The sequence below is a fragment of the Ferrimonas sp. YIN67 genome (assembly GCF_057219095.1).
Genome location: NZ_JBXVVJ010000006.1, coordinates 234,166 through 255,517, shown reverse-complemented (window position 1 = coordinate 255,517; position 21,352 = coordinate 234,166). Strand labels below are relative to the sequence as shown.

Here is a 21,352-nt window from a genome sequence, read left to right as displayed (position 1 = left end):
CAACGGAGGTTAACCTATGCAGATCAATCTTACCGGGCACCACGTCGAAGTCACCGAAGCCTTGCGAGACTATGTGCATGAAAAGTTTGAGCGATTGCAACGCCATTTCGATCACATCAACAACGTTCATGTCATACTCAATGTCCAGAAGCTTCAGCAAATCGCCGAAGCCAAGCTGCATCTCAACGGGGGAGAGGTGTTTGCCACCCATGAGCATGAGAACATGTACGCAGCCATCGACGGCCTGGTGGACAAGCTGGATCGTCAAGTCATTAAACATAAAGAGAAAATTTCCAGGCACTAATGGAAATCAATGAACTACTCTCGCCGGAGCGCACCCGTTGCGTTGCCCCCGGCCTCAGCAAAAAACGGGCACTGGAGATGATCAGCGAGCTGGCATCTTCTCAGTGCCCGGAGTTGCCCCAACACGAGCTGTTTGAAAGCCTGATGGCCCGGGAAAAGATGGGCAGTACCGGGATTGGAAAAGGGATCGCCCTGCCCCATGGGCGCCTGGGCCGGATCAAAAATCCCGTGGCTGTCCTGCTTAAGTGCAACGAGCCGATAGAATTCGATTCCATCGATCAACAGCCGGTTGATCTGCTGTTTGCCCTGTTTGTCCCAGAGAACGAACACCAGGCCCATCTGGATACCTTGCGCGCTATTGCCGGCAAACTCAGCCAGAAGGAGCTGTGTCGAGCAATGCGTAAAACCGATGATAATCAACACCTGTACGAGTTGCTCATCCAGTGAAACTGATTATTCTGTCCGGGCGTTCCGGAGCCGGCAAGACCGTCGCATTGCGGGTCATGGAAGATCTCGGCTATTACTGCGTCGATAACCTCCCCCTGGAACTCCTGCCACAGCTGCTGCGCAGTCAGATGGGACAGAATGAGGAGATCGCGGTCAGCCTGGATATCCGCAACCTGCCCTATGAGAAGCTGGATATTCCCCGCCTGCGGGCCATGCTGGATGAACAGATCGAGGTCCAGATCTTCTTCCTCGATGCCAACGATGAACATCTGCTCAAACGTTACAGTGAAACCCGGCGCATGCACCCCCTGTCCCGGGATGGCAAGCCCCTGGCCGATGCCATTGCCGAGGAGCGTCGACTGTTGGCCCCCCTGGCACAAGACTGCGACCACCATATCCTCACCGACAACCTCTCTGTGTATCAGCTCTCCGACGAGATCCGCTCTCGCCTGTTCGGTCAGATCGATCAACCCATGCTGCTGGTATTTGAATCCTTTGGCTTTAAGCATGGCATGCCCAAGCAGGCGGATTACGTCTTTGATGTCCGTTTCCTGCCCAATCCCCACTGGGAGCCAGAGCTGCGTCCACTGACTGGCCAAGACAAGCCGGTCGCCGACTTTTTCCTGCGTCACGGCAGCGTCGAACGTTTTATCGATCACACCGAACGCTTCCTGCTTAACTGGCTCCCCATGCTGGAGCGCAACAACCGTGCCTACCTGACTGTCGCCATTGGCTGCACCGGAGGCCAGCACCGCAGTGTCTACATCGCCGAAACCCTTGCACAACGCTTTGCCCAGCACAGAGAGCGAGTCCAGGTACGCCATCGTGAACTCAACCAAGACTGAGTACTTCGAACGAGAGGTGAAGGTGATCAATAGACTTGGCCTTCATGCTCGGGCAGCGACCCGACTGGTCCAGCTGGCCAGTCGATTCGATGCCCAGATCACCCTGCATCAAGGCGATGAGATCGCCGACGCCGACAGTGTCCTAGGGATCCTGATGTTGCAGGGCAGCCAGGGAAAAAGCGTGCTCGTACGCAGTGAGGGACCGGATGCTGCCCTGGCATTGGACGCCGTATGTGAGCTCTTTGCCGCCCGTTTCGATGAAAAAGAATAACAGCCGTGGAATGAGCCTTAACGAAACAGCACCTCACTGCGCAAGCTAAACAGAATAAATAATACCTCCTCCTGCTCACGCCGAGCGACAGCGCACGTTTCCATTGCCTGCAAGGCATCCTCCAGCACCGCCATAAACTCCTCAGCATCGATGTTCATGCCGCGATGGGTCTCGACCATATCCTTACCCCGATACTCATTCGGCCCCCCGCTGCCGGCCATGAAAAAATCGGCAGCGCCACGCTTAAGCGCCCCAATATCACTTTGCACAAAGCGCGGTGCGATCCTCGGGTTGGCCAGGTGCCGATCCACCAGCTCGGACGCAATGGCTTCGATGCCGCTGCGCCCGCCTAAACGATGATAGAGTGTGTCCATGATCCGCTCTCCCATGTAGAACATGGTCATCAGCATAGTCCATCCCCATTAAGCTGCGAAACCGGCTCCCGATCTCACTCAAATCCCCGCAGCAGCGACTCGACCACACCACCCTATAACAGGGCCCACGGATGGCCAGAAGAATGCGAGGACAAGATGGAATGAACCGGTTCAGTCAGGCAGCGACACTGCTGCTCTCCTTGATGCCCTACTCAATGCCGAGTGCCACCGAGATCCAGGTCCATTCGGCCCGTTGCGGCACTCACCTGATCAAGCTCGGCGATAGCCGCAGCGCCATGCTCAAATATTGCGGCAAACCCACGGACAAGGAGAGCGCGGGAGGGGGCAGCAAAAACTACTATTTCCAGACCAGCCGCACAGGCCCACTCACCGTCTTTCGAGTAAAGAAAAACCGGGTGACCGAGATCCGCCTGGTTCGCTGAGCCTCAGGGACTTTTTGCACGTTAGCTACGCTTAGAGAAAGATAATGGCCCGGGAGCCGCAAAACCATGGGATCCACCCTGCCCACACTCGCCCAGGCCAGCGGTGCATTGGGCGTGTTCCTCCTGGGCATGTTGATCATGACCCGGGGGCTGCGGGATCTGGCCGGTCACGCCACCCGCCGGGCCCTGATGCGCTACACCCGCAGCGCCCCCAGCGGGGCCCTGCTGGGAACCCTGACCACCGCGATACTGCAATCCTCCAGCGCCACCACGGTCACTGCGGTGAGTTTTGTCGGCGCGGGCCTGCTCAGCTTCTCTCAGGCCCTGGGGATCATTTTCGGTGCCAACCTGGGTACGACCCTGACCGGCTGGATGATCGCCCTGCTGGGATTCAAGTTGCAGCTCTCTCTACTGCTGATGCCCCTGTGCCTTCTGGGGGTTCTCTTGCGCCTGTTTGGTCGGGACAGGATCGGCAGCGCCGGCCTGATGATAGCCGGTTTTGCCCTGATCTTTATCGGTTTGGGGCAACTGCAGTCCGCCATGGGACAGTGGCAGGGACAATGGCACCTGCCCCCCCAGGATGCACTGGTAGGTCGGCTGCAACTGGTACTGTTGGGGATCCTCTTCACCATCATCACCCAATCCTCCAGCGCCGGGGTAGCGACGACCCTCAGCGGCCTGCATACCGGCCTGCTGGAGTTGGATCAGGGCCTGGCCCTGGTGGTGGGCATGGATATCGGCACCACCGCCACGGCGGCTTTTGCAACGCTGGGCGGCTCGGTAGCGGTACGGCGAACCGGTTTCTCCCATGTGATCTTCAACCTGCTCACCGGCCTGCTGGCCCTGGCACTGATCTCCCCCTATCTTGCCGTCATCGACCGGCTGTGGCCACACAGCAATCAGCCAGAGCTGCTGCTGGTAAGCTTCCACTCCCTGTTCAACCTGCTGGGCGTCCTGCTGATCTTGCCCTTCACCCCAGCATTTACCCGGCTGATGCGGCGCCTGATCCCCGGAGACCACGAAGAGTCCACCTTGGCCCTGGAGCCGGCCTGGTTGATGGAGCCTCCCATGGCGCTGGGTGCGGTGATCAATGCCAGCCATGGCCAGCTAAAACAGATCAGCACCCACTTACTGGCCCTGCTTGATCCTCAGGAAGGACAGAAAACAGACCTTCAGCAGCTCCAACTGCAGCTGATGGAGACCCGCGACTACCTGGATCATATCCACCTGGCGCCAAGTCATCGAGGGCACTGGGAGGCACTGCTGGCCCTGATCAGCGTGCAGGATCACCTATTAAGGATGCTGGAGCGTTGTGAAGAGGAGGAGGAGCGAGCGATCACGGCACGCTCGAGTCAGGCATTGCGCCAAGAAGCCAGTCAACTGTGCCAAGCCCTGGCCAGCCTGCAGCATGGGCTGGCCAATGGAGATCTGCTGCCTTCACTGGTTCCGGTCAGGCAGACCGCCTGGCAACTGCACAATCAGGTTTCCACCCTACGCGGCCAGATCATGACACGGATCGGCCGCGGGGAGCTGGATCTGCATCATGGCACCCGCAGGCTGGAGGCGATCCGCTGGCTTGAGCGGATCAGTGTCCACCTGCGTGAAGCCACCGAAGGGCTGGATCGCGCCATCAGCCAACTGGGCCAAGGACCGAGCCGGGCCCGATCCGACCTGGATTAATCCGCCTTGGGACGATTGCGCAACCCCAGACCCCGTACAAAGTTGCGCAGCAGCTGATCACCACACTCCTGATAGTTGCGATGATCGCTCTTGCGGAACAGGGCCGACAGCTCGGACTTGGAGATGCGGAAGTTGGACAACTGGAGGATGGCGATAATGTCCTCATCCTTCAGGTTCAGGGCGATGCGCAGCTTACGCAGGACCTCATTGTTGTTGATCCGGCCCTTGGCGGGCAGAAGCTTAGGCTCACGCCCCTCCTGCACGCCCCGGTACTTGATGATCAGGCCATCGAGAAAGGCCGCCAGGGTGCGATCACGGCAGGCGATATACCCCTCCTCTTCCTCCTTTTTCAGCAGGGGATCCAGCTCCTCCTTGCTGATCGGGTAGTTCATCAGGGCAAAGACGGCGATCACGTCCGGATTGTTGAACTTGAGGGCATAGCGCAGTTGGCGCAGCAGATCATTATTTCGCATGGGATAGCCTTTCTTGAGTCAAGGCGGCAAGTGTACGCAACCCGCTCAAAATGGCAACGTCAGAACCCAGTATGGCAGGCACTCCCCAGGACTCCCAAAAGCCAAAACGCTGCCCGAAGGCAGCGTTTAAACCGAAGTAAAATGCCAGCGGCCTTCACAGGGGCGAACCGCTGGAGGGTTAGTTCCCCGCCACCTTCATCGATTCCAGCAGGATGGGGCCGGCCGCGATAGAGTGACGGGGATCCACATCGGAGCCCATGGCCACCATATTGCGGTACATATCCGTCAAGTTGCCGGCAATGGTGATCTCATGCACGGGGAACTGGATCTCACCATTCTCCACCCAGAAGCCGGCCGCGCCCCGGGAGTAGTCCCCGGTGACGCCATTGACCCCCTGGCCCATCAGCTCGGTCACGTACAAGCCGGTGCCCAGCTGTTTCAGCATGGCGGTCAGATCGCCCCCATTGCGCGCCAAATTCCAGTTGTAGATCCCACCGGCATGGCCCGTATTGGCCATCCCCATACGGCGGGCCGCGTAGGCGGTCATCAGGTAAGTTTCCAGCACACCCTGTTGAATGATCTCCCGGTCCCGGGTCGCCACCCCTTCACCGTCAAACGGCGCCGACGCCAGTGCGCCCTTCAGGTGAGGGCGTTCCTCGATGTTAAACCAGTCGGGGAACAGCTGGGTGCCCAGGCTGTCCTTGAGGAAACTGGCATTGCGATACAGGGCAGCACCGCTGATCGCCCCGATCAGGTGGCCAATCAAGCCAACAGACTGGGCCGCATTGAACAGGACCGGCACACTGCAGGTGTCGATCTTGCGGGCGCCCAGGCGCGACGCCGTGTCCAGGCCCGCCTGACGACCGATCGCTTCCGGCGAAGGCAGATCGGCGAAGCGTCGTGCCACCCCGTAGTCGTAGTCCCGCTCCATCCCCTGCTCATCTTCACCGATCACCACGGCAGACAAGCTGTGGCGGGAGGAGGCGTAGCTGCCGATAAAGCCATGGGTATTGCCGTACACCTTGAGGCTTTCGTGGCTGTTGAAGTTGCCCCCATCGGAATTGACGATGCGAGGATCGGCCTCCAGGGCCGCCTGCTCGGCTCGGGCCGCCAGCGCCACCGCCTGCTGAGGATCGATATCCTCGGGGTGATAGAGATCCAGCTCCGGCAGCGTCGTCGGCATCAGTTCGGCGCCCGCCAGGCCGTTGTGGGGATCGGCCGTGGTCTGGCTGGCGATGGTGCCCGCGGCCTTAACGGCGGCCTCAATAGCAGGAGCAGACAGATCGGATGTGGAGGCGTTGCCCTTGCGGCCGGCCTGGTAGACCGAGATCCCCAGGGCGCCGTCCTTGTTGAACTCCACGGTCTCCACCTCGCCCATGCGGGTGGAGACCGACAAACCCTGCTGCTTCTGGATCGCCACCTCGGCACTGTCGAGGCCCAATTTGCCGGCGGTTTCCAGGGCGCGGGCGACGGCCGCTTCCAACTCTTCGCGCTGCTGCGCCAAACGCTCACTCATCGATCTACTGGCTCTGTGATAAAAGTCGAGGAGACAGAATAGCAAAGTCGGTGGCGTAGCCGATAGGGGCTGGTAAAATACCCTTTTTAATCTGTGGAGCGCCCCATGGCCCAGCACGACGATTTTGATGACGATATCATCAGCAAAACCCAACTCAAGCGCGAAGCGGAGCAACTGCAGGAGCTGGGCAAAGAGCTGCTCACCCTTAACAATGCAGAGCTGGCCAAGATCCCATTAGACGAAGATCTGCTGGATGCCCTCAAGCTGGCCCAGAAGATCAAGGGCAAGAACGAAGGCTACCGCCGCCAGATCCAGTACATCGGCAAGCTGATGCGCAGCCGGGAAGTGGAGCCCATCCAGGCCGCGCTGAACGTCATCCGCAACATCAACAACGCCGCCAATGCCCACTTCCATAAACTGGAAAAGCTGCGGGACGATCTGGTGGCTGGCGATAACGACACCCTGCAAGCCGCCCTCAACGAGCACCCCCAGCTGGTGGATGAGCTGCAACGCCTGCGCCAGTTGATCCGCCAGGCCAAGAAAGAGGTGAGCCAGAGCAAGCCGCCCAAGTCCAGCCGTGAACTGTTCAAGCTGCTGCGCTACACCCTCTCCAACTGAGGCAGGTCTCAGGACAACACGGGCCGCACCGAGGACAAACTCGGTGCGGCTCTTTTTTTGGGTTCTGTCCCAATCTTAGGTTGAACGTCACTCTCACCTTAAGGTGACAGCTTTGCGCTTCAACTCAGCCCATTGCCGCGCTGGCGGCAGCAGCCAAAGAGGGCAAGCCCTCTCTGGACTCTCCCTGCCTCCATCGTCGCTAAATCCTCACTCTCATGGCTTGATTCTGCGGCACCGGTACGAGTCGGCATCCTGCCTCCGCGCACCGCTCGGTGCCATCCTTGGTCCTCGGCCTTGCCTCAATCCATTCCATTCGGGCGACTCAACGTCGGCGAAAAAACCGGTGGAGCATCGAGCCTAGGCAATTGAACCGAATCATTAGCTTCCCAGAAGCTTCGTGGAACAGAGCCTTTTGGGATCCCTCGCTATTGATGGAGAATTTTCCCATCACCAAACGTACATGTTTCCCAGCGGCGCGCCGATCTCATCGAGACCAAGTCGGGCCTGAGTTCGTCGCGGCTCATTCGGTGCATTGATCCCGACGTCGCTGCCACAGCCACCAGGCCAGGCCCCCCCAGCCCAAAACCTGGGCCCACAGGGTCCAGAGCAGGGCAGCCAATTGCCCCTCCGATGCGCCCAACTGGTTGAGTCCTATCATGCCCTGCATCATGGGCTGAGACGGGATCAAACCCCAGAGTGCGGTCCAGGCCAGGGGCAGGCTCTCCACCGGCCAGACAAAGCCAGCGGAAAACAGCAGGGGCATGGAGGCCAGCACCAGCATCTGGCTCAGGCTGTCCCGATGACGAAACACCAGCCCCAGGACCACGCCAAGGAAGAAGGTGGCCAGGAAGAAGGGCAGCAGCAGACGCCACAGCGCCGCCAACGAGCCCAACAGGGTCACGTCATAGGCCGCCAGCAGGGGCCCAAGATAGAAACAGGCGGCCAGCACAAAGGGCGGCAGCAGGAGTCCGGCCAGGATCCCGAGCCCCTGCCACGAGGCGATCGTCGACCAAGCCGCCGGTGAGGACGAATTCTGCCAACTGCGCACCGTGGTGGTGCCCACACAGATCAGCATGATCTGGTGCAAGATCAACACAAACAGACCCGGCAGCACATAATCCAGATAACCCATCTTCAGGTTGCTGGCCGGTACCAGATTCAGGCTGATCCCGCCGCGACGGGCCTGCAGCGCAGAGCCACCGGCCAGGATCTGACGACTCAACCGGATCTCCCCCCCAAGCTGCTGACTGGCCCGCACCACCTGCTCGGCGATGGTGCCATAGGAGAGGAAGTAGTGGGCATCGGCGGCCACCACCAGATTGGCGCTGCCCCCCCGGCGCAGATCCCGCTCGAAGCTGGCCGGGATCAACACCAGACCCTTACTGTCCCCCGAGCGCACCGCCTGCTTGGCCTGGCTCAGATCCTGCCCCGCCACCTCGAAGCGGATCCCCGGACTGGCCTGCAGCGCCCGTACCAGCCGACGGCTGGTGGCGCTGTTGTCCTGATCAATCAGCTGTACCGGCTGGGCCCCGGCCACCTGATGAAGGTAGGGCAGCGGGTAGAGCACGGCATAGAGCAGTAGGCCGGCAAAGAATACCATCAGCACCGGCGTGTCCCGGAGCAACGCCCTGGCCTGCAGCCTGGCAACCGTAAGCCATTCAGTCATAACGCCTCCACAGGCCAATCAGGACCGGCAGAAACAGCCACAGGGGCCAGAGATCGGCCCAGGGTGCCTCGCCGATCCCCCGATAGCTTTGCATCAGAGGCAAGTAATGGCTGCTGGGGATCAGCTGAGCCCACCACTGCGCCACCGAAGGCATGTCCCCCTCGGGCATGGTCACCCCCATATAGGTCATCGCCGGGGTTAGCAGGGCAGCGCCCGTGCTGACCAGCTGAGTGGCTTCCCTGCCGCTGCGTACCAACACCAAAGCCAGGGTGGCAATGGGAAAGATCAGGGGCAGCAGGCCCAGCCACAGGGGCCAAAGGGCGCTGCCCGAAGGCAGAGCCAGAAGAGGCGACAGGAGCCATAATCCGATCCCGCCCCAGCCCCAGTTCCAGGCCAGGACAGCGGGTAACAGCCGCCGGGGAGCCAGGCCCAGAGGTGGACGCTGGTAGAGGTTGAGCACGGCAAACAGCACCAGGATCTGCCACACCGCCAGGGCCAGGGGCGGCACCAGGAACTGGGCATAATCCAGGCTGCGATTATTCAGGGCGGTCAGTTGCACCTGTACCGGGGCCAGCTGGGCCGGCACCGCTGCAGCCGGTACGCCGGACACCATCAGCGGCAGAGCCGCCTGAGACTGCAGGCCCGAGGCCAGGGCCTGCTGCAGGGGCGCGAGCAGACGCCGGGCCAGCAACAGGTATTGGCCGTTGTAACGGAGATCCAGGGTGATCGGCTCCTGCCGGCGCAGCGCCTCGCTGGTCCCGGCGGGAAACTGAACGAGGGCATAGCTCTGCCCTGATGACAGCGCCGCCTTGGCCTCGGGCAGGCTGTTGAAACTCTCCAGGCGGATCGCCGGGCTGGCCGACAGCTGCCGGCCTACTTGGCGGGAGAGGGCCGTGTGGTCCTGATCCAGCCAGGCCACCGGCAAGTCCGCCGGGGTTCGCTGGGCAAAGATACTGTATAGCGCCCCCACCACCAGCAGGGGCGCCAGCAGCAGGATAAAGGCCTGCCAGGGATCTTGCCTGGCCCAGCGCAGCAGACTCACTGCCCCGCCTCAAACAACACCGTCATCCCGGCGCGCAGATCCGGGATCGGCGCCACCGGACGCAATTCCACCTCAAAGGTGCGCAGATCGTACTGCTGACCGGACTCGGTGGCCCGCCAGGTGGCAAAGTCGCCCTGTACCGCCCGATAGGCCACGGTAAAGGCATGGTGCGCATCCAATGCCGGGATATAGAGCTCGAGCTGGGTGCCTTCGGCGAAGTCAGCGAGGCGATCCTCACGGATCTGAAACAGGGCCCAGGCATCGGCCATATCGGTCAGGGTCATCACAGGGAACCCCTGGGGCACCAGCTCACCCTGGTGCAGCAACACCTGGCTGATCTCGCCGGCACGGGGGGCTCGGATCTGCATATCATCCAATACCGCCCGTACCTCGGCCAACTGGGCCTGGGCCGCATCCGCCTGGCCACGGGCCGCCTGCCGGGTCTCGCTGCGTGCCCCCTCATCGGCCATGCGATAAAGCGCCTCGGCGGCACTGGCCTGATGCTTGGCCGCCTGCCACTGGGTATAGGCCTCGTCCCGCTTCTGCCGAGCCATGACGCCCTCGTCAAACAGGGCCTGGATCCGCTCATAAGTGGCCTTGGCCAAAGCATCGCCCGCCAGGGCGCGCTGCCAATCCTCAAAGGCTGCCTGGATCTGCTGCTTACGGGCACCGCTGTCCGCCTCCTGACGCAGGGCGTCGGCGGCGCTGGCGCCGGCCTGGGCCTGACGGAAACGGGCTTCAAGCTCGGGGCTGTCGAGTCGATAGAGCTCATCTCCGGCCTCGACCCTGTCTCCCCGCCGAACATTGAGCGTCACCAACCGACCCGCCGCCTTGGAGGAGATCTGATACTGACGCGCCTCGATCTGCCCCTGCAGCCACACAGGCTGGGGCTGATAGGCTCGCTGCATGGTCCACAAGGCCAGACCAGCCAGGAGGAGGACGGCCAGGGCCGCGATGACTGAGCGTTTGTTCATTGTGCTGTTTCCGTATGGCTGATCTGCTGAATAAAGGTGTCCATCTGACCGCTCAGGCTCATCACCTGGGCCAGGGCCTTGAGATAGTGGTAGCGGGCCTGTGCCTGCCCCAGCTGGGCGGCAAGCAGGCTCTGATCGGCATCGATCAGCTCCACCGAGGTTGCCAGTCCCTGACGAAAAGCCTGCTGGCGCAGACGCCGGTTCTCCTCGGCCAGCTCAATGCTGCTGCGGTACGCCTCGAATTCAAACGCCGCCTGCTCCGCCGCCTGGTGCTGAGACTCCAGCAGCAGGCGCAGATCCTGCTCGGCCTGCGCCCGGCGGTAACGCACCTCCAGCTCGGCACTGCGCGCCGCCTTCAGCCGGCCACTGCGGCCATCATTGCTCAGGAGGGGCATGGAGAAACGCACCCCGACGAACCACTCCGGCTCCAACTCCGACAGCAGGCTGTCATCCTCGGCCAGGGTGTAGCTGCCAAACAACCCCACCTCGGGCTTATAGCGTCCCTTCTCGGCGGCGATTGCCCCTTTGGCCTGACGCTGTTTGGCATCAAACAGCCTGAGGGCCGGATGGTCCTGTAACAGGGTCCGTTGCAACCCAGGCAGGGCCGGTACCGGCAAGCTCTGGGTGTCAAACGGTTGGGGCTGCTCCCCTTGAGATGCAAGCAGGCTGGCCAGTGCCCGCTCGGCAATGTGCCGCTGGCTGTCGGCGCTACGGGCCTCTACTTTGGCCCGATCCAGCGCCACCTGGGCATTAAGCCGTTCAACCCGGGCGATCTGGCCCTGCTCCTCCAGCAAACGGGCATGGCGGAAATGGGTCTCCCGGGCCGCGATCTGCCCTTGGCGTAATTGGGCATTCTGCCCGGCCAGCAGGGCGCCATAGTAACGCTCCACCAGCAGGTTGAACTGCTCACGACGACGGATCTCAAGCTGATGATGTTGGGCCTCCAGCTCAGCCTGCTTCACCGCCTTGGCCGCCTCGATCCGCCCACCGGCGTAGACCGGCCAGCTGCCGCGCAACGAGGTGCGGTAGATCCCGCGTTCGGTCAGGTTGATGGCAGGCAGCAGGCCCGGCGGGATCAAGCCCGGTGCCAGGCCATGGGGATCCAGCGCCAGCGGCTTTTCCATCTGCAGGTAGGTGGCCCCCAGGGACAGACTCGGCCCGCCCAGGGCCCCGGCGGCCTCCCGCTCCCCCTGTGCCCGGGCGCTAACCTGCCGCTGGGCCTGGAGCGTCGCCCCCCGACTGTCCAGCTGTTGCCAGGCCTCAGCCAGGGAGAGGGAGGTCGCACTGGCTCCCCCGACACACAGCAGCCAGGCCGTCACGCCCAGCGCAAGGGGGCGCAAGGCAGGTTTCCAAGATCTCATCACAGTCCCTCGTCGGCAGCGCCGAGTCAATATCAGAGCCCAAATTAGAGCTATTACTCTAATATGCTAACAGGTCATCCCTTCACAAGATAGTGGTGGGCGGGATAAGGCTTATTAACATCAATCAAGATCCCGTCATACAATCTCAGCAGCTCAAGAAGCTTTTGTCAGATGGATCACAGCGTTCCCGGCCATTTCATCGCCCGCCAACGCCAACCTTTAGAATGTGCTCCCCGTTTGACTGAGCCACCGAAGACCATGAACAAGCCCCTTGCAATCGCCGCCCTGCTCCTCCCGCTGTTGAGCGGCTGTGCTACCCTCTCCCTGGAAGAATGCCAGAACGCCAACTGGCGCCTGATCGGCTTTGAAGATGGCCTCAATGGTCGCGCTCTGACCCGCCTGGGGGATCACCGAAGCGCCTGCGCCAAACACGGGATCACGCCGGATCCGGATCGCTACCGCCAGGGGTATGATGAAGGGGTGAAGGAGTACTGCGTGCCCGCCAAGGGATTTGAGCTGGGCAGCAGCGGTGGCCGGATCCGGGTCCAGTGCCCCACCGAGCTGCACGAAGCCTTCAACTCAGCCTACCAGCAGGGCAAGAGGATCTATGATCTCAATGCCGAGATATATCGTCTCGACCGCGTGATCCGTCAGCACAAGGAGACGATCGACGATCTGGAGAGCCGGATCACCCGCAAGGAGGCCCGATTGATCAGCGATCAGATCAGCGCCCCGCAGCGCCTATTGCTGTTGCGGGAGATCAAGGAGCATCAGGAGGAGATCGGGGGTATCAAGCTCAAGCGAACGGCGGCCATCGCCCAGCGGGCGATCAAGCAAAATGAACTGAACAAGGCCAACCGAGCCGTGAGTTGAGTTTCAGCTTTGGATCTCGCCTGAGCAGCACACACCCAGCTGCGAAACGAACAACGCCCCGGCACATGATGTACCGGGGCGTTTGGTTTCAGAGGCCTTAAGGGGGGTGACTACTGGGTACCACCCACGGTCAGACGGTCCAGCTTCAGGGTCGGCTGGCCCACGCCCACCGGCACACTCTGGCCATCCTTGCCGCAGACCCCCACGCCCTGATCCAGGGCCAGATCATTGCCCACCATAGACACGGTCCGCATCGCTTCCGGACCGTTGCCGATCAGGGTCGCGCCCTTGATTGGCGTGGTCAGCTTACCGTTTTCGATCAGGTAGGCCTCGGACGCGGAGAAGACGAACTTACCCGAGGTGATGTCCACCTGGCCACCGCCAAAGTTGGGGGCGTAGATCCCCTTCTCCACCGAGGCGATGATCGCCTCGGACGAATGTTCGCCCGCCAGCATGTAGGTATTGGTCATGCGAGGCATCGGCAGATGAGCATAGGATTCACGACGGCCGTTGCCGGTCGGCGCCACACCCATCAGCCGAGCGTTGAGCTTATCCTGCATGTAGCCCTTAAGGATCCCGTTCTCGATCAGCACATTGTGCTGACTCGGCGTGCCTTCATCATCGATGGTCAGGCTACCACGACGGTCGCTCAGGGTGCCGTCATCGACGATGGTGCAGTGCTCCGACGCCACCTTCTCGCCGATGCGACCAGAAAAGAGGCTCGAGCCTTTCCGGTTGAAATCCCCTTCCAGGCCATGCCCCACGGCCTCATGCAGCAATACACCGGGCCAGCCTGGGCCCAGCACCACGGGCATCTCACCGGCCGGCGCGTCCTGGGCTTCCAGGTTCACCTGGCCCTGGCGTACCGCCTCACGGCACAGCGCAAACACCTTAAGCTTACCGTCACTGCCGAGCTCCAGCAGAGAGTCGTAGCCATGACGACCGCCCATGCCACTGGCTCCCCGCTCCCGGCGTTCGCCTTCGGTCATGATCACCGAACAATTGAGGCGTACCAGGGGACGCACATCGGCGGCCAGGGTGCCATCGGAGGCGGCGATCAGCACCTCTTCGTAGACGCCGGACAGGCTGACCACCACCTGAGTCACCCGCTCGTCCAGCTCCCGGGCATAAGCGTCCATCTCTCGAAGCAGGGAGAGTTTGGCCTCGACACCCAGGGCGCTGATGGGATCGATACCGGCATAGCGGATCGGCGCAGTGCGGCGTGCCAACGCCCGTACCTTGCCGTTTCCACCGACCGCCGCGATCCCGCGCGCGGCTTCAGAAGATTGCTTCAACGCCAGAGGGCTGATCTCATCGGCATAGGCAAAACCGGTTTTCTCGCCATCGACGGCACGCACGCCCAGGCCCTGCTCGATATTGAAGCTGCCCTCTTTGACGATGCCATCTTCCAGTACCCAGCTCTCGTGACGACTGGCCTGCAGATAGATATCGGCATAATCCAGCTTGTGCTGATGTAGCCCTGACAGGGCGCGCTCCAGTGCCTCGGGGCCCAGCTGTGCGGGTTCCAACAACGAAGCGGAAACGGTCTCAAAACTCATATGACCTCTGTCTTATTCGGTTTGACCCCCGCCCAGGGGGCGACGGTGTTGCAGGACCGGCATCCGAGTCCGGACCTGAGTGATCAATTCTGGCTTCAGCTTAACACTGATCCGCCCTTCGCCCTGCGCCTGTTGTGCGACGATCTCACCCCAGGGATCCACCACCATACTGTGGCCCCAGGTTCGACGGCCATCATCATGGCTGCCCCACTGGTTGGCGGCCAGCAGATAACACTGGGTTTCGATGGCGCGGGCGCGCACCAGCACCTCCCAATGGGCCCGGCCCGTGTTATGGGTGAAGGCACTGGGCAGGGCGATGATCTCGGCCCCTTGAGCCACCAGGGCCTGAAACAGGGCGGGGAAACGCAGATCGTAACACACCGCCAATCCCAGCCGGCCAAAGGGGGTGTCCACCACGGTCAGCCTCTGGCCCGGATGGGTATGTCGGCTTTCCTGGTAGGTTTTGCCATCCCCCACCTCGGCATCAAACAGGTGGATCTTATCGTAACGACCCAGCACCTGCCCATCGGGACCAAACAGCAGGGAGGCGGCATAGGCGCGACCGTCCTTCGCTTCAATGGGCAGGGTACCGGCCACCAGGTAGAGCTCAAACTCCCGGGCCAGGTTGGCCAGCGCCTGCTGGTTCGGCCCACCCACAGGTTCGGCCTGTTCGCACCAGGGCCCACCGGCCATCTGCAGGCAGGCTTCCGGCAGGACCACCAGGCGCGGCCTGGGCTCAGCCAGGAGTGGCTGGAGTTGACGCCGGATCTCGGCCAGGTTCGGGCCTGGCTGGCTGTGGCTGTTCAGTTGCAGCAGGTGGCAATGCATCAACGTCTTCTCCCTGGATCTCCGTTTCATGGGTCGCCGTCTCCCCGGCCTCCAGTCCCAAAGCCGATTGGTCAGGTGGACCCGCCTCCGAGATTCCCTGGCCCTGAAAGCCCTGGGACTCCAGGGCCTCTATCAAGGCCTCCTGGATCTGCTCGGCCCGGGCCTCCACCTCCTCTTCACCCAGATCGGTGGAGGTGGCCTCTTCGGGAATGCGGATCTCCTGGCTGGTGCGTCCAATCTCCACCATCTTAGGCTCATCCAGCGTGCCAGTCAGGTGGTACCTGAGCTGGGTAACCACCTCGATCACGGGTTCGAGGATCTTGGATACGGCGAAGGCCCCGAGGCCTACGGTCCAGGCCCCCGTACTTAGGAAGACGACGGCGGGGACACTGGAGGTAAGAGCCGGGCTGAAGCTGATCCGGTAGTCCAGCATGCGGGTGTTCAGATCGGTCCAACCGTTCACCTTGAGTGTCCCCGCCGTGGCATCCATCACGCTGTCCTCGGTGCGAAGGATGCCATCCTCAAACTGCACCGAGCCACTGAAACGACTGAAACTCATGCCGCTGGAAAACACATCGGAGAAATCCAGAGAGAGCCTGCGCACCAGGGATTCCAGGCTAAAGAGGGTCAGCAGCCGAGCTCCCCGATCGGACACATCAGTCAATTGGCCATTATTCAGGCTGTAGTCCAGCTCCCCATCAAGATTGGCCAGGGCAAACTCCCAGGGCGCCCCATCCCACGCCAGACGGTACTCAGCAGAGAGCTCGGCGTCATCGATCCCTGGTCCCATGTTGATCAGCTTCGCCAACTCCCCCACATTGGGGCTGCTCAGGCTGCCGTGAAGCTCAGTTCGAGTCAGGCTGTCCTGAGGTCGCCACACGCCACTGCCCTGCAACCTGTGCTTGCCCTGAACCACCTCGACCCGATCGATGCGGTACATGGAACCATCCCGGTAAGCCAGCAGTCGGGCCTCTCCGAGCGTGAGCTCATTGACCATCAGGGTCCCGACGGTCACATCCATGGCGGGCAGATAATCCAGCCACTCGGGGGGGGCAACGCTGTGGATAGCGCTCTGTTGGTCATCCTCATCACTAAGCAGCAACTGCATCAGCTCGGCATTGATCTGCACGCCCAACTGGTCTACCCCCTGTCCAACCAGGGCCTGACCACGAAATCGCTCGGCTTCCAGCTGCAACCCCCAACCATCCCGGTTTGGGCTGGCCAGCAACCGGCCTGCGCCAAAAGACTGAGCCAGCAGTTGCAGATCCACCGCATCAATCTGCAGCTTATCGATGGCCGGCAGCAGGGGGCGACGCCCGCTGTCAGGGCGAGAGGGTGCCTCGGCAAAGGCGGTGATCAGGGGCTGATAGTCCGCCAGCTCGATCTCCCCGGTTGCCATGGTGATCAGGCCGCTGTCCAGCTCCGGCAGCGAAGCTCGCGCCTGATCCAGCGCCAGGTGGAAACGATCGAAACCGACCCCCTGTTCGTAGCTCATCTCCCCGATAAACTGCAGAGAGTCCGCCAGTTGGAGGTACACCTCGCTGCCCTCCGCATCCCCACTGAGTGCCAGCTGAACTGGCCGGGGTTGCTCAACCACCTTGCCCAGCACACCCGGCAATTCCACCGCCAGCCCCACCAGATCAGAATTGATCTCGGCGCTGTAGTCGAAGGCATCGTCACCGATCCGCAGGGCCACGCGGCCCTCCAGGGCCGCGCCGCCGATCAGGAAGGGATCCAGCGGTGTGCTAAGCAGCTCCGGCAACCGGCTGGTCTGCCAGCGGCTGGCCAGGTCAATATTGACACCATAGTGATCATCCATCTGCTCGGTGCTCAGGGCCAGCTCCGTCGGCTGGTTATACACTCTCGCCTGCAAGCCGCGCCCAGTGACTGCAGCATTGTGGAAACGCACCTCTCCCTTGACCTGTTCCAGCATCAGATCCAGCGGCGCCAGGTAAACCGGAGTATCCCAGAGCATCAAGCGCCCCTTCACAGCATCCGGCAAATGCGTCACCTCGGAGCCCAGGAAAAACTTCATGTCCAGCGCCAGGGGTACCGGTTCCTGCAGTTGAACCGACTCAAGAGTGGTGCCGATCGGTCCCTCCAGGAAGGTGCCGGCCAGCACAGCATTGGCTTTCTCCGCATCGGCCAGCAGGCTGCCCTCGATCTCCAGGGTGGCGGTGCGATCCAGCGCCGGGATCCCCACCCGTACGCCGCCGATGGCGACGCCAGCAAGCTTGGCCGAATTGGCCCGGATCTCCATGCTGGCATTATCAAACAGGGCACTGACATCCCCCTGGGTCACCGCAGGCCAGTCATCGAGGAAATCGAAAACCAGCTCCTGCAGATCAAAGCCCGCCTGGAAACGCCCATTGCCATCGGCGTAGGGATAGTTGTCCAGGGCACCATGCCACAGCAACTTGGCATTATCGCTATGCCCACCCTGTAGCGCCTGGGCCAGGTAGTCCGACAACTCCTCTCCCATCGCCTTTCGAGGGAAGTAACGGCCGGCATTGCCCGCCTGGTGGATCTGAAGATCGCCAAAGAGTTGCAGCTGAGGCGCTCGCCCGCCAGGTAACGCCAGGGCAGCCTGTAACTGGCCGGACAGATCCTCATTGGACAGCGTCAGTTCTGGCAGAAGCAACAAGCGCTCGGACAACCAGTATTCGCCGGACAAAGCCAGGGCATTCAACGCCAACGGCTCGGAAAATTGACCGGGCCAATCGAGCAGCAGCGGCGCCTCGTCCAGGATCAGGTTAAGCCGTTCACCCTGCCAGTCCAGTCGGCCACTGAGGCTATCAACACCCGGCAGGGGCCCGGCACTGTGCCAGCTCAGATCGCGAAACGGCAGGGAGAGTCGCAGCTGCTCGCCACTACCCTGGACCTTTAGCGGTCCGAGGAAGCCACTTGCATGCGTATCCGCCATCTCTGTCAGGGTAACCGGGGCCAATCCAGGCACAGCTCCCAGCAAAGGCTGCAGCCCCCAGAGGGGCACGGTGTCCAACCATAGCTGCCATTGGCCGCCGTGATGGCGCACCGCAAGTTCCCGAGTCTCCCAGGGACGACCATTACTGTGTAGCTCCAGCTCATGGGCGAGCAGCTCTCCCCCCTGTTCCGTTGGGTGCCACTGGAAGCGGCCTCGGGTCAGATCGATCCGATGCGCCTGCTCGGCTTCCCAGCTAAAGCTGCTGCCATCGAGCTGGATCTGAAGCAGTTCCAGGCTGCCGAGTCGCAGATCGGCCCAGGCCTCCAGATCGAGCACCCCCTGATAGTGCAGACGACTGCCTTCCAGGCGTCGGGTCAGCCAGTCCCCCAGATCCAGCCGCTCGGCATTGACATAGGCGTGCCCGGAGAGGCCCCCGGGATTGGCACTGGACAGGGAGACCGCCAGGGTCAGCTGCTCATCATCCCGCATTGCTTCATCCAGGTAGATCAGGCCTTCACCCAGGTGACGCTCGCCCAGGTTGCGCCAGTTCAGCTGGGCCAGGTGGATGGGGGCAAAGGCGTGCTGATCGATGCTGAGGTGGGCAGTCAGCTGCTCAATTTCCAGCGCCCCGATCTGCTGCAGAAACAGGTCCTGCAGGGGGGTGAGATCCCGCTTGGGACCTCGCTCAGCGGTATTCAACGCCAATGTGAGGTCGACCCCCTGGAGCCGGATCCGATCGAGTTGGGGGCTGAGTCGGACCACACTGGCCCAGAAATCCAGTTGCAGTTCGAGGTATTCGATGGTGAAACCGATGTTGAGATCGTCCTGAGGCGGCAGTGTCAGCCCCTCAAGGATCAGGTGGGGGCCACCACTGTGCCAACCAGCACCCAGGGCCTCCAGTTCCAATTCGATACCCAGTTGCCGCTCGGCATAGGCAACCATCTCGCCGCGTAAGCCTTCAAGCTTGGGCAGCATGCCCCTTGCCAGGCTCATGGCCAGTGCCAGGATCGCCAGCGAGGCCGCGATGCTGTACCAGCACCAGCAGCCTATGCGACGACACAGCGGCAGTAGCTTCACATCATCACCACATCAAACTTATCTTGGGCATACATGGGCTCGGGTTTGATCTTGACCCGCTTGCCTAGGAAAACCTCCAGCTCCGCCAGGCTATGGGCTTCGTCTCCCTCAAGCAGGGTTTGAACCGCCGGAGCGACGTAGGCGACGAACTCGTCGACGTCATAGGCCCGATCCACCCTGATGATCTCCCGGTACAGCTCGTAGCACACGGTTTCTGGCGTTTTCAGCTGACCCGTTCCACGACAGGAGGGACATTCGCCACACAGCACATGCTCCAGGCTTTCCCGGGTACGTTTGCGCGTCATCTCCACCAGTCCCAACTGGGACAGGCCGCTGATACTGGTTTTCACCCGGTCCTGACCCAGGGCCAGCTCCAGTGAGTGCAACACCCGCTGCTTGTGCTCTTCGGACACCATATCGATGAAATCGATGATGATGATCCCCCCCAAGTTACGCAGGCGTAGCTGACGGGCAATGGCCTGGGTGGCCTCCTGGTTGGTGTTGAAGATGGTCTCTTCCAGGTTGCGGTGACCGACGAAGGCGCCGGTATTGATGTCGATGGTGGTCATCGCCTCGGTCTGATCGATGATCAGGTAACCGCCGGACTTGAGTTCCACCTTGCGCTGTAGCGCCCGCTGGATCTCGTTCTCCACATCGAACAGATCGAAGATGGGAACATTGCCTCGGTACAGCTCCACCACGGGCGAAACCTCGGGCATAAATTCAGAAACAAATTCCTTGAGCGACTCGTACACCATCTGGGAGTCGGTCTGCACCTTGTCCAGGGTGCGAGCCGCCATATCGCGAACGATACGCAGCGGCAGGGAGGGCTCATCATAGAGACGCTGCACGGTTTTACCGGGACGGCGTCGGCGCTCCATCACCTTCTTCCACACTCGACGCAAGAAGGCGGCATCGTGGGCCAGTTCCTCTTCCGAGGCATTCTCTGCGGCGGTGCGGATGATAAAGCCGCCATCGGCATCGACAAACTGGCTGACAATGTTCTTGAGACGATCCCGCTCGCTGGGATCTTCCACCCGTTGGGAGACGCCCACATGAGCCGAACCCGGCATAAACACCAGGTAACGGGATGGCAGGGTGATGTCCGTGGTCAATCGGGCACCCTTGGTCCCCAGGGGGTCTTTGACCACCTGAACCATGATGTCCTGGCCCTGGCGAACCAGGGACGCGATGTCTTCACTGCGGAATTGCTTGGCTTCGGCGTCATCCACACACTCGGTATGTGGCACGATATCGGAGGCGTGAAGGAACGCCGCTCGCTCATGGCCGATATCCACAAAGGCGGCCTGCATTCCAGGCAATACCCGGGTCACCTTTCCCCGGTAGATGTTACCGACGATGCCACGACGGGTGGCGCGCTCGATCTGCACCTCCTGCAGCATCCCGTGCTCCACCAGGGCCACCCGGATCTCCGTGGGTGAGGTGTTGATCAGCAGTTCCACGCTGACCCCTTGAGGGTTGGAAGGTCGTCCGGCCTGAGGCATCTATTCTTGCTCCGCAATCATTCGTTCAATCAATTCCCGGGTCTCTACCAGAGGCAGGCCGACGACGCCAGAATAACTGCCATCAATGGCCCGGACAAAATTGCCACCCAATCCCTGGATCCCGTAAGCACCGGCCTTATCCGCAGGCTCCCCGGTATCCCAATAGGCGGCGATCTGCGCCTCGGTCATTGGACAGAAGATCACCTGGGTACTCACCAGGCTATGGCGGATCTCCGAAGCCCCAGCCAGGGCCACGGCCGTCAGCACCCGATGGGCACGACCAGAGAGGCGACGCAACATCGCCAGGCCATCTTCCCTGTCCTTGGGCTTACCCAGCACCTCACCATCTTGCACCACTATGGTATCCGACCCCAGCACCAGGGCGGATTTTTTCGCTAAGTTGCGACCAGCCAAGGCTTTTTCTTTAGCAAGCCGCACCACGAACTGCGCCGGCATTTCGCCGGCGCACAAGGTTTCATCAATATCCGGAGTCACCACATCAAAGCGGTAACCCAGTTGGGCCAGCAGCGCCTGGCGTCGAGGCGACGACGAGGCTAAACAGAGTTGAGTCATG

Annotated in this window: 20 protein-coding genes; 8 read left to right on the top strand and 12 right to left on the bottom strand. The window is 61.6% G+C overall.

What is annotated here, in order from left to right; all coding sequences use genetic code 11:
- Positions 1–16: 16 nt before the first annotated feature.
- The 4 genes from hpf to AC2D8U_RS14310 are packed head-to-tail and all read left to right on the top strand — an operon-like array spanning position 17 to position 1,866.
- Complete coding sequence (hpf, locus tag AC2D8U_RS14325; protein WP_484619753.1) at positions 17–304, top strand: ribosome hibernation promoting factor; 288 nt, start codon at positions 17–19, stop codon at positions 302–304.
- Entirely contained in the window at positions 304–750 is a 447-nt protein-coding gene (gene ptsN, locus AC2D8U_RS14320) for a PTS IIA-like nitrogen regulatory protein PtsN (protein WP_484619752.1), read from the top strand. Before hpf ends, ptsN begins: the two co-directional genes overlap by 1 nt.
- Positions 747–1,595, top strand: coding sequence for an RNase adapter RapZ (rapZ, locus tag AC2D8U_RS14315; RefSeq protein WP_484619751.1), 849 nt, complete (start codon positions 747–749; stop codon positions 1,593–1,595). The genes ptsN and rapZ overlap by 4 nt, the downstream gene beginning before the upstream one ends.
- Entirely contained in the window at positions 1,576–1,866 is a 291-nt protein-coding gene (locus AC2D8U_RS14310; RefSeq protein ID WP_484619750.1) for an HPr family phosphocarrier protein, read from the top strand. The genes rapZ and AC2D8U_RS14310 overlap by 20 nt, the downstream gene beginning before the upstream one ends.
- 17 nt (positions 1,867–1,883) lie before the next feature.
- Here the strand turns inward: AC2D8U_RS14310 and AC2D8U_RS14305 are convergent, their stop codons facing one another.
- Positions 1,884–2,270 carry a group I truncated hemoglobin gene (locus tag AC2D8U_RS14305; protein ID WP_484619749.1) on the bottom strand — a complete coding sequence of 129 codons (387 nt, stop codon included), beginning with the start codon at positions 2,268–2,270 and terminating at the stop codon, positions 1,884–1,886.
- 131 nt (positions 2,271–2,401) lie between these two features.
- Here AC2D8U_RS14305 and AC2D8U_RS14300 point away from each other — a divergent pair, with 131 nt between their 5' ends.
- Positions 2,402–2,683, top strand: a complete 282-nt coding sequence (locus tag AC2D8U_RS14300) for a DUF2845 domain-containing protein (protein ID WP_484619748.1) — start codon at positions 2,402–2,404, stop codon at positions 2,681–2,683.
- Positions 2,684–2,749: 66 nt separating this feature from the next.
- Complete coding sequence (locus AC2D8U_RS14295; RefSeq protein ID WP_484619747.1) at positions 2,750–4,363, top strand: Na/Pi cotransporter family protein; 1,614 nt, start codon at positions 2,750–2,752, stop codon at positions 4,361–4,363.
- Here AC2D8U_RS14295 and AC2D8U_RS14290 read toward each other — a convergent pair.
- Together AC2D8U_RS14290 and pmbA are read right to left on the bottom strand one after the other, a co-directional pair.
- Positions 4,360–4,836, bottom strand: a complete 477-nt coding sequence (locus AC2D8U_RS14290) for a YehS family protein (RefSeq protein WP_484619746.1) — start codon at positions 4,834–4,836, stop codon at positions 4,360–4,362. The genes AC2D8U_RS14295 and AC2D8U_RS14290 overlap by 4 nt on opposite strands.
- Positions 4,837–5,014: 178 nt before the next feature.
- The gene (gene pmbA, locus AC2D8U_RS14285) at positions 5,015–6,352 is read right to left on the bottom strand and encodes a metalloprotease PmbA (RefSeq protein WP_484619745.1); all 1,338 of its coding nucleotides are present in this window, start codon (positions 6,350–6,352) and stop codon (positions 5,015–5,017) included.
- Between the two features lie 105 nt (positions 6,353–6,457).
- Between pmbA and yjgA the strand changes: the two genes are divergently transcribed.
- Positions 6,458–6,970, top strand: coding sequence for a ribosome biogenesis factor YjgA (yjgA, locus tag AC2D8U_RS14280; RefSeq protein ID WP_484619744.1), 513 nt, complete (start codon positions 6,458–6,460; stop codon positions 6,968–6,970).
- A 520-nt stretch (positions 6,971–7,490) separates the two neighbouring features.
- On the opposite strand, the gene AC2D8U_RS14275 is transcribed toward yjgA, so the two are convergent.
- Genes AC2D8U_RS14275 through AC2D8U_RS14260 form a run of 4 tightly spaced genes read right to left on the bottom strand, consistent with a single transcriptional unit; the run spans position 7,491 to position 12,013 of the window.
- The gene (locus AC2D8U_RS14275) at positions 7,491–8,636 is read right to left on the bottom strand and encodes an ABC transporter permease (RefSeq protein WP_484619743.1); all 1,146 of its coding nucleotides are present in this window, start codon (positions 8,634–8,636) and stop codon (positions 7,491–7,493) included.
- On the bottom strand, positions 8,629–9,678 hold the full coding sequence (locus AC2D8U_RS14270; RefSeq protein WP_484619742.1) for an ABC transporter permease: 1,050 nt from the start codon (positions 9,676–9,678) through the stop codon (positions 8,629–8,631). The genes AC2D8U_RS14275 and AC2D8U_RS14270 overlap by 8 nt, the downstream gene beginning before the upstream one ends.
- The gene (locus AC2D8U_RS14265; protein ID WP_484619741.1) at positions 9,675–10,652 is read right to left on the bottom strand and encodes an HlyD family secretion protein; all 978 of its coding nucleotides are present in this window, start codon (positions 10,650–10,652) and stop codon (positions 9,675–9,677) included. The genes AC2D8U_RS14270 and AC2D8U_RS14265 overlap by 4 nt, the downstream gene beginning before the upstream one ends.
- On the bottom strand, positions 10,649–12,013 hold the full coding sequence (locus AC2D8U_RS14260) for a TolC family protein (protein WP_484619740.1): 1,365 nt from the start codon (positions 12,011–12,013) through the stop codon (positions 10,649–10,651). Before AC2D8U_RS14260 ends, AC2D8U_RS14265 begins: the two co-directional genes overlap by 4 nt.
- Positions 12,014–12,271: 258 nt before the next feature.
- On the opposite strand from AC2D8U_RS14260, the gene AC2D8U_RS14255 reads away from it, so the two are divergent.
- A complete protein-coding gene (locus tag AC2D8U_RS14255) occupies positions 12,272–12,886 on the top strand; it encodes a DUF2799 domain-containing protein (RefSeq protein ID WP_484619739.1) in 615 nt (204 codons plus the stop codon).
- A 110-nt stretch (positions 12,887–12,996) separates the two neighbouring features.
- On the opposite strand, the gene tldD is transcribed toward AC2D8U_RS14255, so the two are convergent.
- From tldD to AC2D8U_RS14230, 5 genes are read right to left on the bottom strand one after another with little or no spacing between them, the layout of a single operon-like run.
- Positions 12,997–14,445, bottom strand: a complete 1,449-nt coding sequence (gene tldD / locus AC2D8U_RS14250) for a metalloprotease TldD (protein WP_484619738.1) — start codon at positions 14,443–14,445, stop codon at positions 12,997–12,999.
- Positions 14,446–14,457: 12 nt separating this feature from the next.
- Positions 14,458–15,273 carry a carbon-nitrogen hydrolase family protein gene (locus AC2D8U_RS14245; RefSeq protein ID WP_484619737.1) on the bottom strand — a complete coding sequence of 272 codons (816 nt, stop codon included), beginning with the start codon at positions 15,271–15,273 and terminating at the stop codon, positions 14,458–14,460.
- A complete protein-coding gene (locus AC2D8U_RS14240) occupies positions 15,182–19,273 on the bottom strand; it encodes a YhdP family protein (RefSeq protein ID WP_484619736.1) in 4,092 nt (1,363 codons plus the stop codon). The genes AC2D8U_RS14245 and AC2D8U_RS14240 overlap by 92 nt, the downstream gene beginning before the upstream one ends.
- Entirely contained in the window at positions 19,270–20,778 is a 1,509-nt protein-coding gene (gene rng, locus AC2D8U_RS14235) for a ribonuclease G (RefSeq protein WP_484619735.1), read from the bottom strand. The genes AC2D8U_RS14240 and rng overlap by 4 nt, the downstream gene beginning before the upstream one ends.
- Positions 20,779–21,351 (bottom strand): Maf family protein, encoded by a 573-nt coding sequence (locus tag AC2D8U_RS14230; RefSeq protein ID WP_484619734.1) that lies wholly within the window; start codon positions 21,349–21,351, stop codon positions 20,779–20,781. It lies immediately after the preceding gene.
- Between the last annotated feature and the right edge of the window lies 1 nt (position 21,352).

What these genes read in the sequence shown, in the direction of transcription:
- hpf (WP_484619753.1), top strand. Translation starts at nt 17, where the DNA reads ATGCAGATCAATCTTACCGGGCACCACGTCGAAGTCACCGAAGCCTTG.
- ptsN (WP_484619752.1), top strand. Translation starts at nt 304, where the DNA reads ATGGAAATCAATGAACTACTCTCGCCGGAGCGCACCCGTTGCGTTGCC.
- AC2D8U_RS14305 (WP_484619749.1), bottom strand. Translation starts at nt 2,270, where the DNA reads ATGACCATGTTCTACATGGGAGAGCGGATCATGGACACACTCTATCAT.
- AC2D8U_RS14300 (WP_484619748.1), top strand. Translation starts at nt 2,402, where the DNA reads ATGAACCGGTTCAGTCAGGCAGCGACACTGCTGCTCTCCTTGATGCCC.
- AC2D8U_RS14295 (WP_484619747.1), top strand. Translation starts at nt 2,750, where the DNA reads ATGGGATCCACCCTGCCCACACTCGCCCAGGCCAGCGGTGCATTGGGC.
- AC2D8U_RS14290 (WP_484619746.1), bottom strand. Translation starts at nt 4,836, where the DNA reads ATGCGAAATAATGATCTGCTGCGCCAACTGCGCTATGCCCTCAAGTTC.
- pmbA (WP_484619745.1), bottom strand. Translation starts at nt 6,352, where the DNA reads ATGAGTGAGCGTTTGGCGCAGCAGCGCGAAGAGTTGGAAGCGGCCGTC.
- yjgA (WP_484619744.1), top strand. Translation starts at nt 6,458, where the DNA reads ATGGCCCAGCACGACGATTTTGATGACGATATCATCAGCAAAACCCAA.
- AC2D8U_RS14275 (WP_484619743.1), bottom strand. Translation starts at nt 8,636, where the DNA reads ATGACTGAATGGCTTACGGTTGCCAGGCTGCAGGCCAGGGCGTTGCTC.
- AC2D8U_RS14265 (WP_484619741.1), bottom strand. Translation starts at nt 10,652, where the DNA reads ATGAACAAACGCTCAGTCATCGCGGCCCTGGCCGTCCTCCTCCTGGCT.
- AC2D8U_RS14260 (WP_484619740.1), bottom strand. Translation starts at nt 12,013, where the DNA reads ATGAGATCTTGGAAACCTGCCTTGCGCCCCCTTGCGCTGGGCGTGACG.
- AC2D8U_RS14255 (WP_484619739.1), top strand. Translation starts at nt 12,272, where the DNA reads ATGAACAAGCCCCTTGCAATCGCCGCCCTGCTCCTCCCGCTGTTGAGC.
- tldD (WP_484619738.1), bottom strand. Translation starts at nt 14,445, where the DNA reads ATGAGTTTTGAGACCGTTTCCGCTTCGTTGTTGGAACCCGCACAGCTG.
- AC2D8U_RS14245 (WP_484619737.1), bottom strand. Translation starts at nt 15,273, where the DNA reads ATGCATTGCCACCTGCTGCAACTGAACAGCCACAGCCAGCCAGGCCCG.
- rng (WP_484619735.1), bottom strand. Translation starts at nt 20,778, where the DNA reads ATGCCTCAGGCCGGACGACCTTCCAACCCTCAAGGGGTCAGCGTGGAA.
- AC2D8U_RS14230 (WP_484619734.1), bottom strand. Translation starts at nt 21,351, where the DNA reads ATGACTCAACTCTGTTTAGCCTCGTCGTCGCCTCGACGCCAGGCGCTG.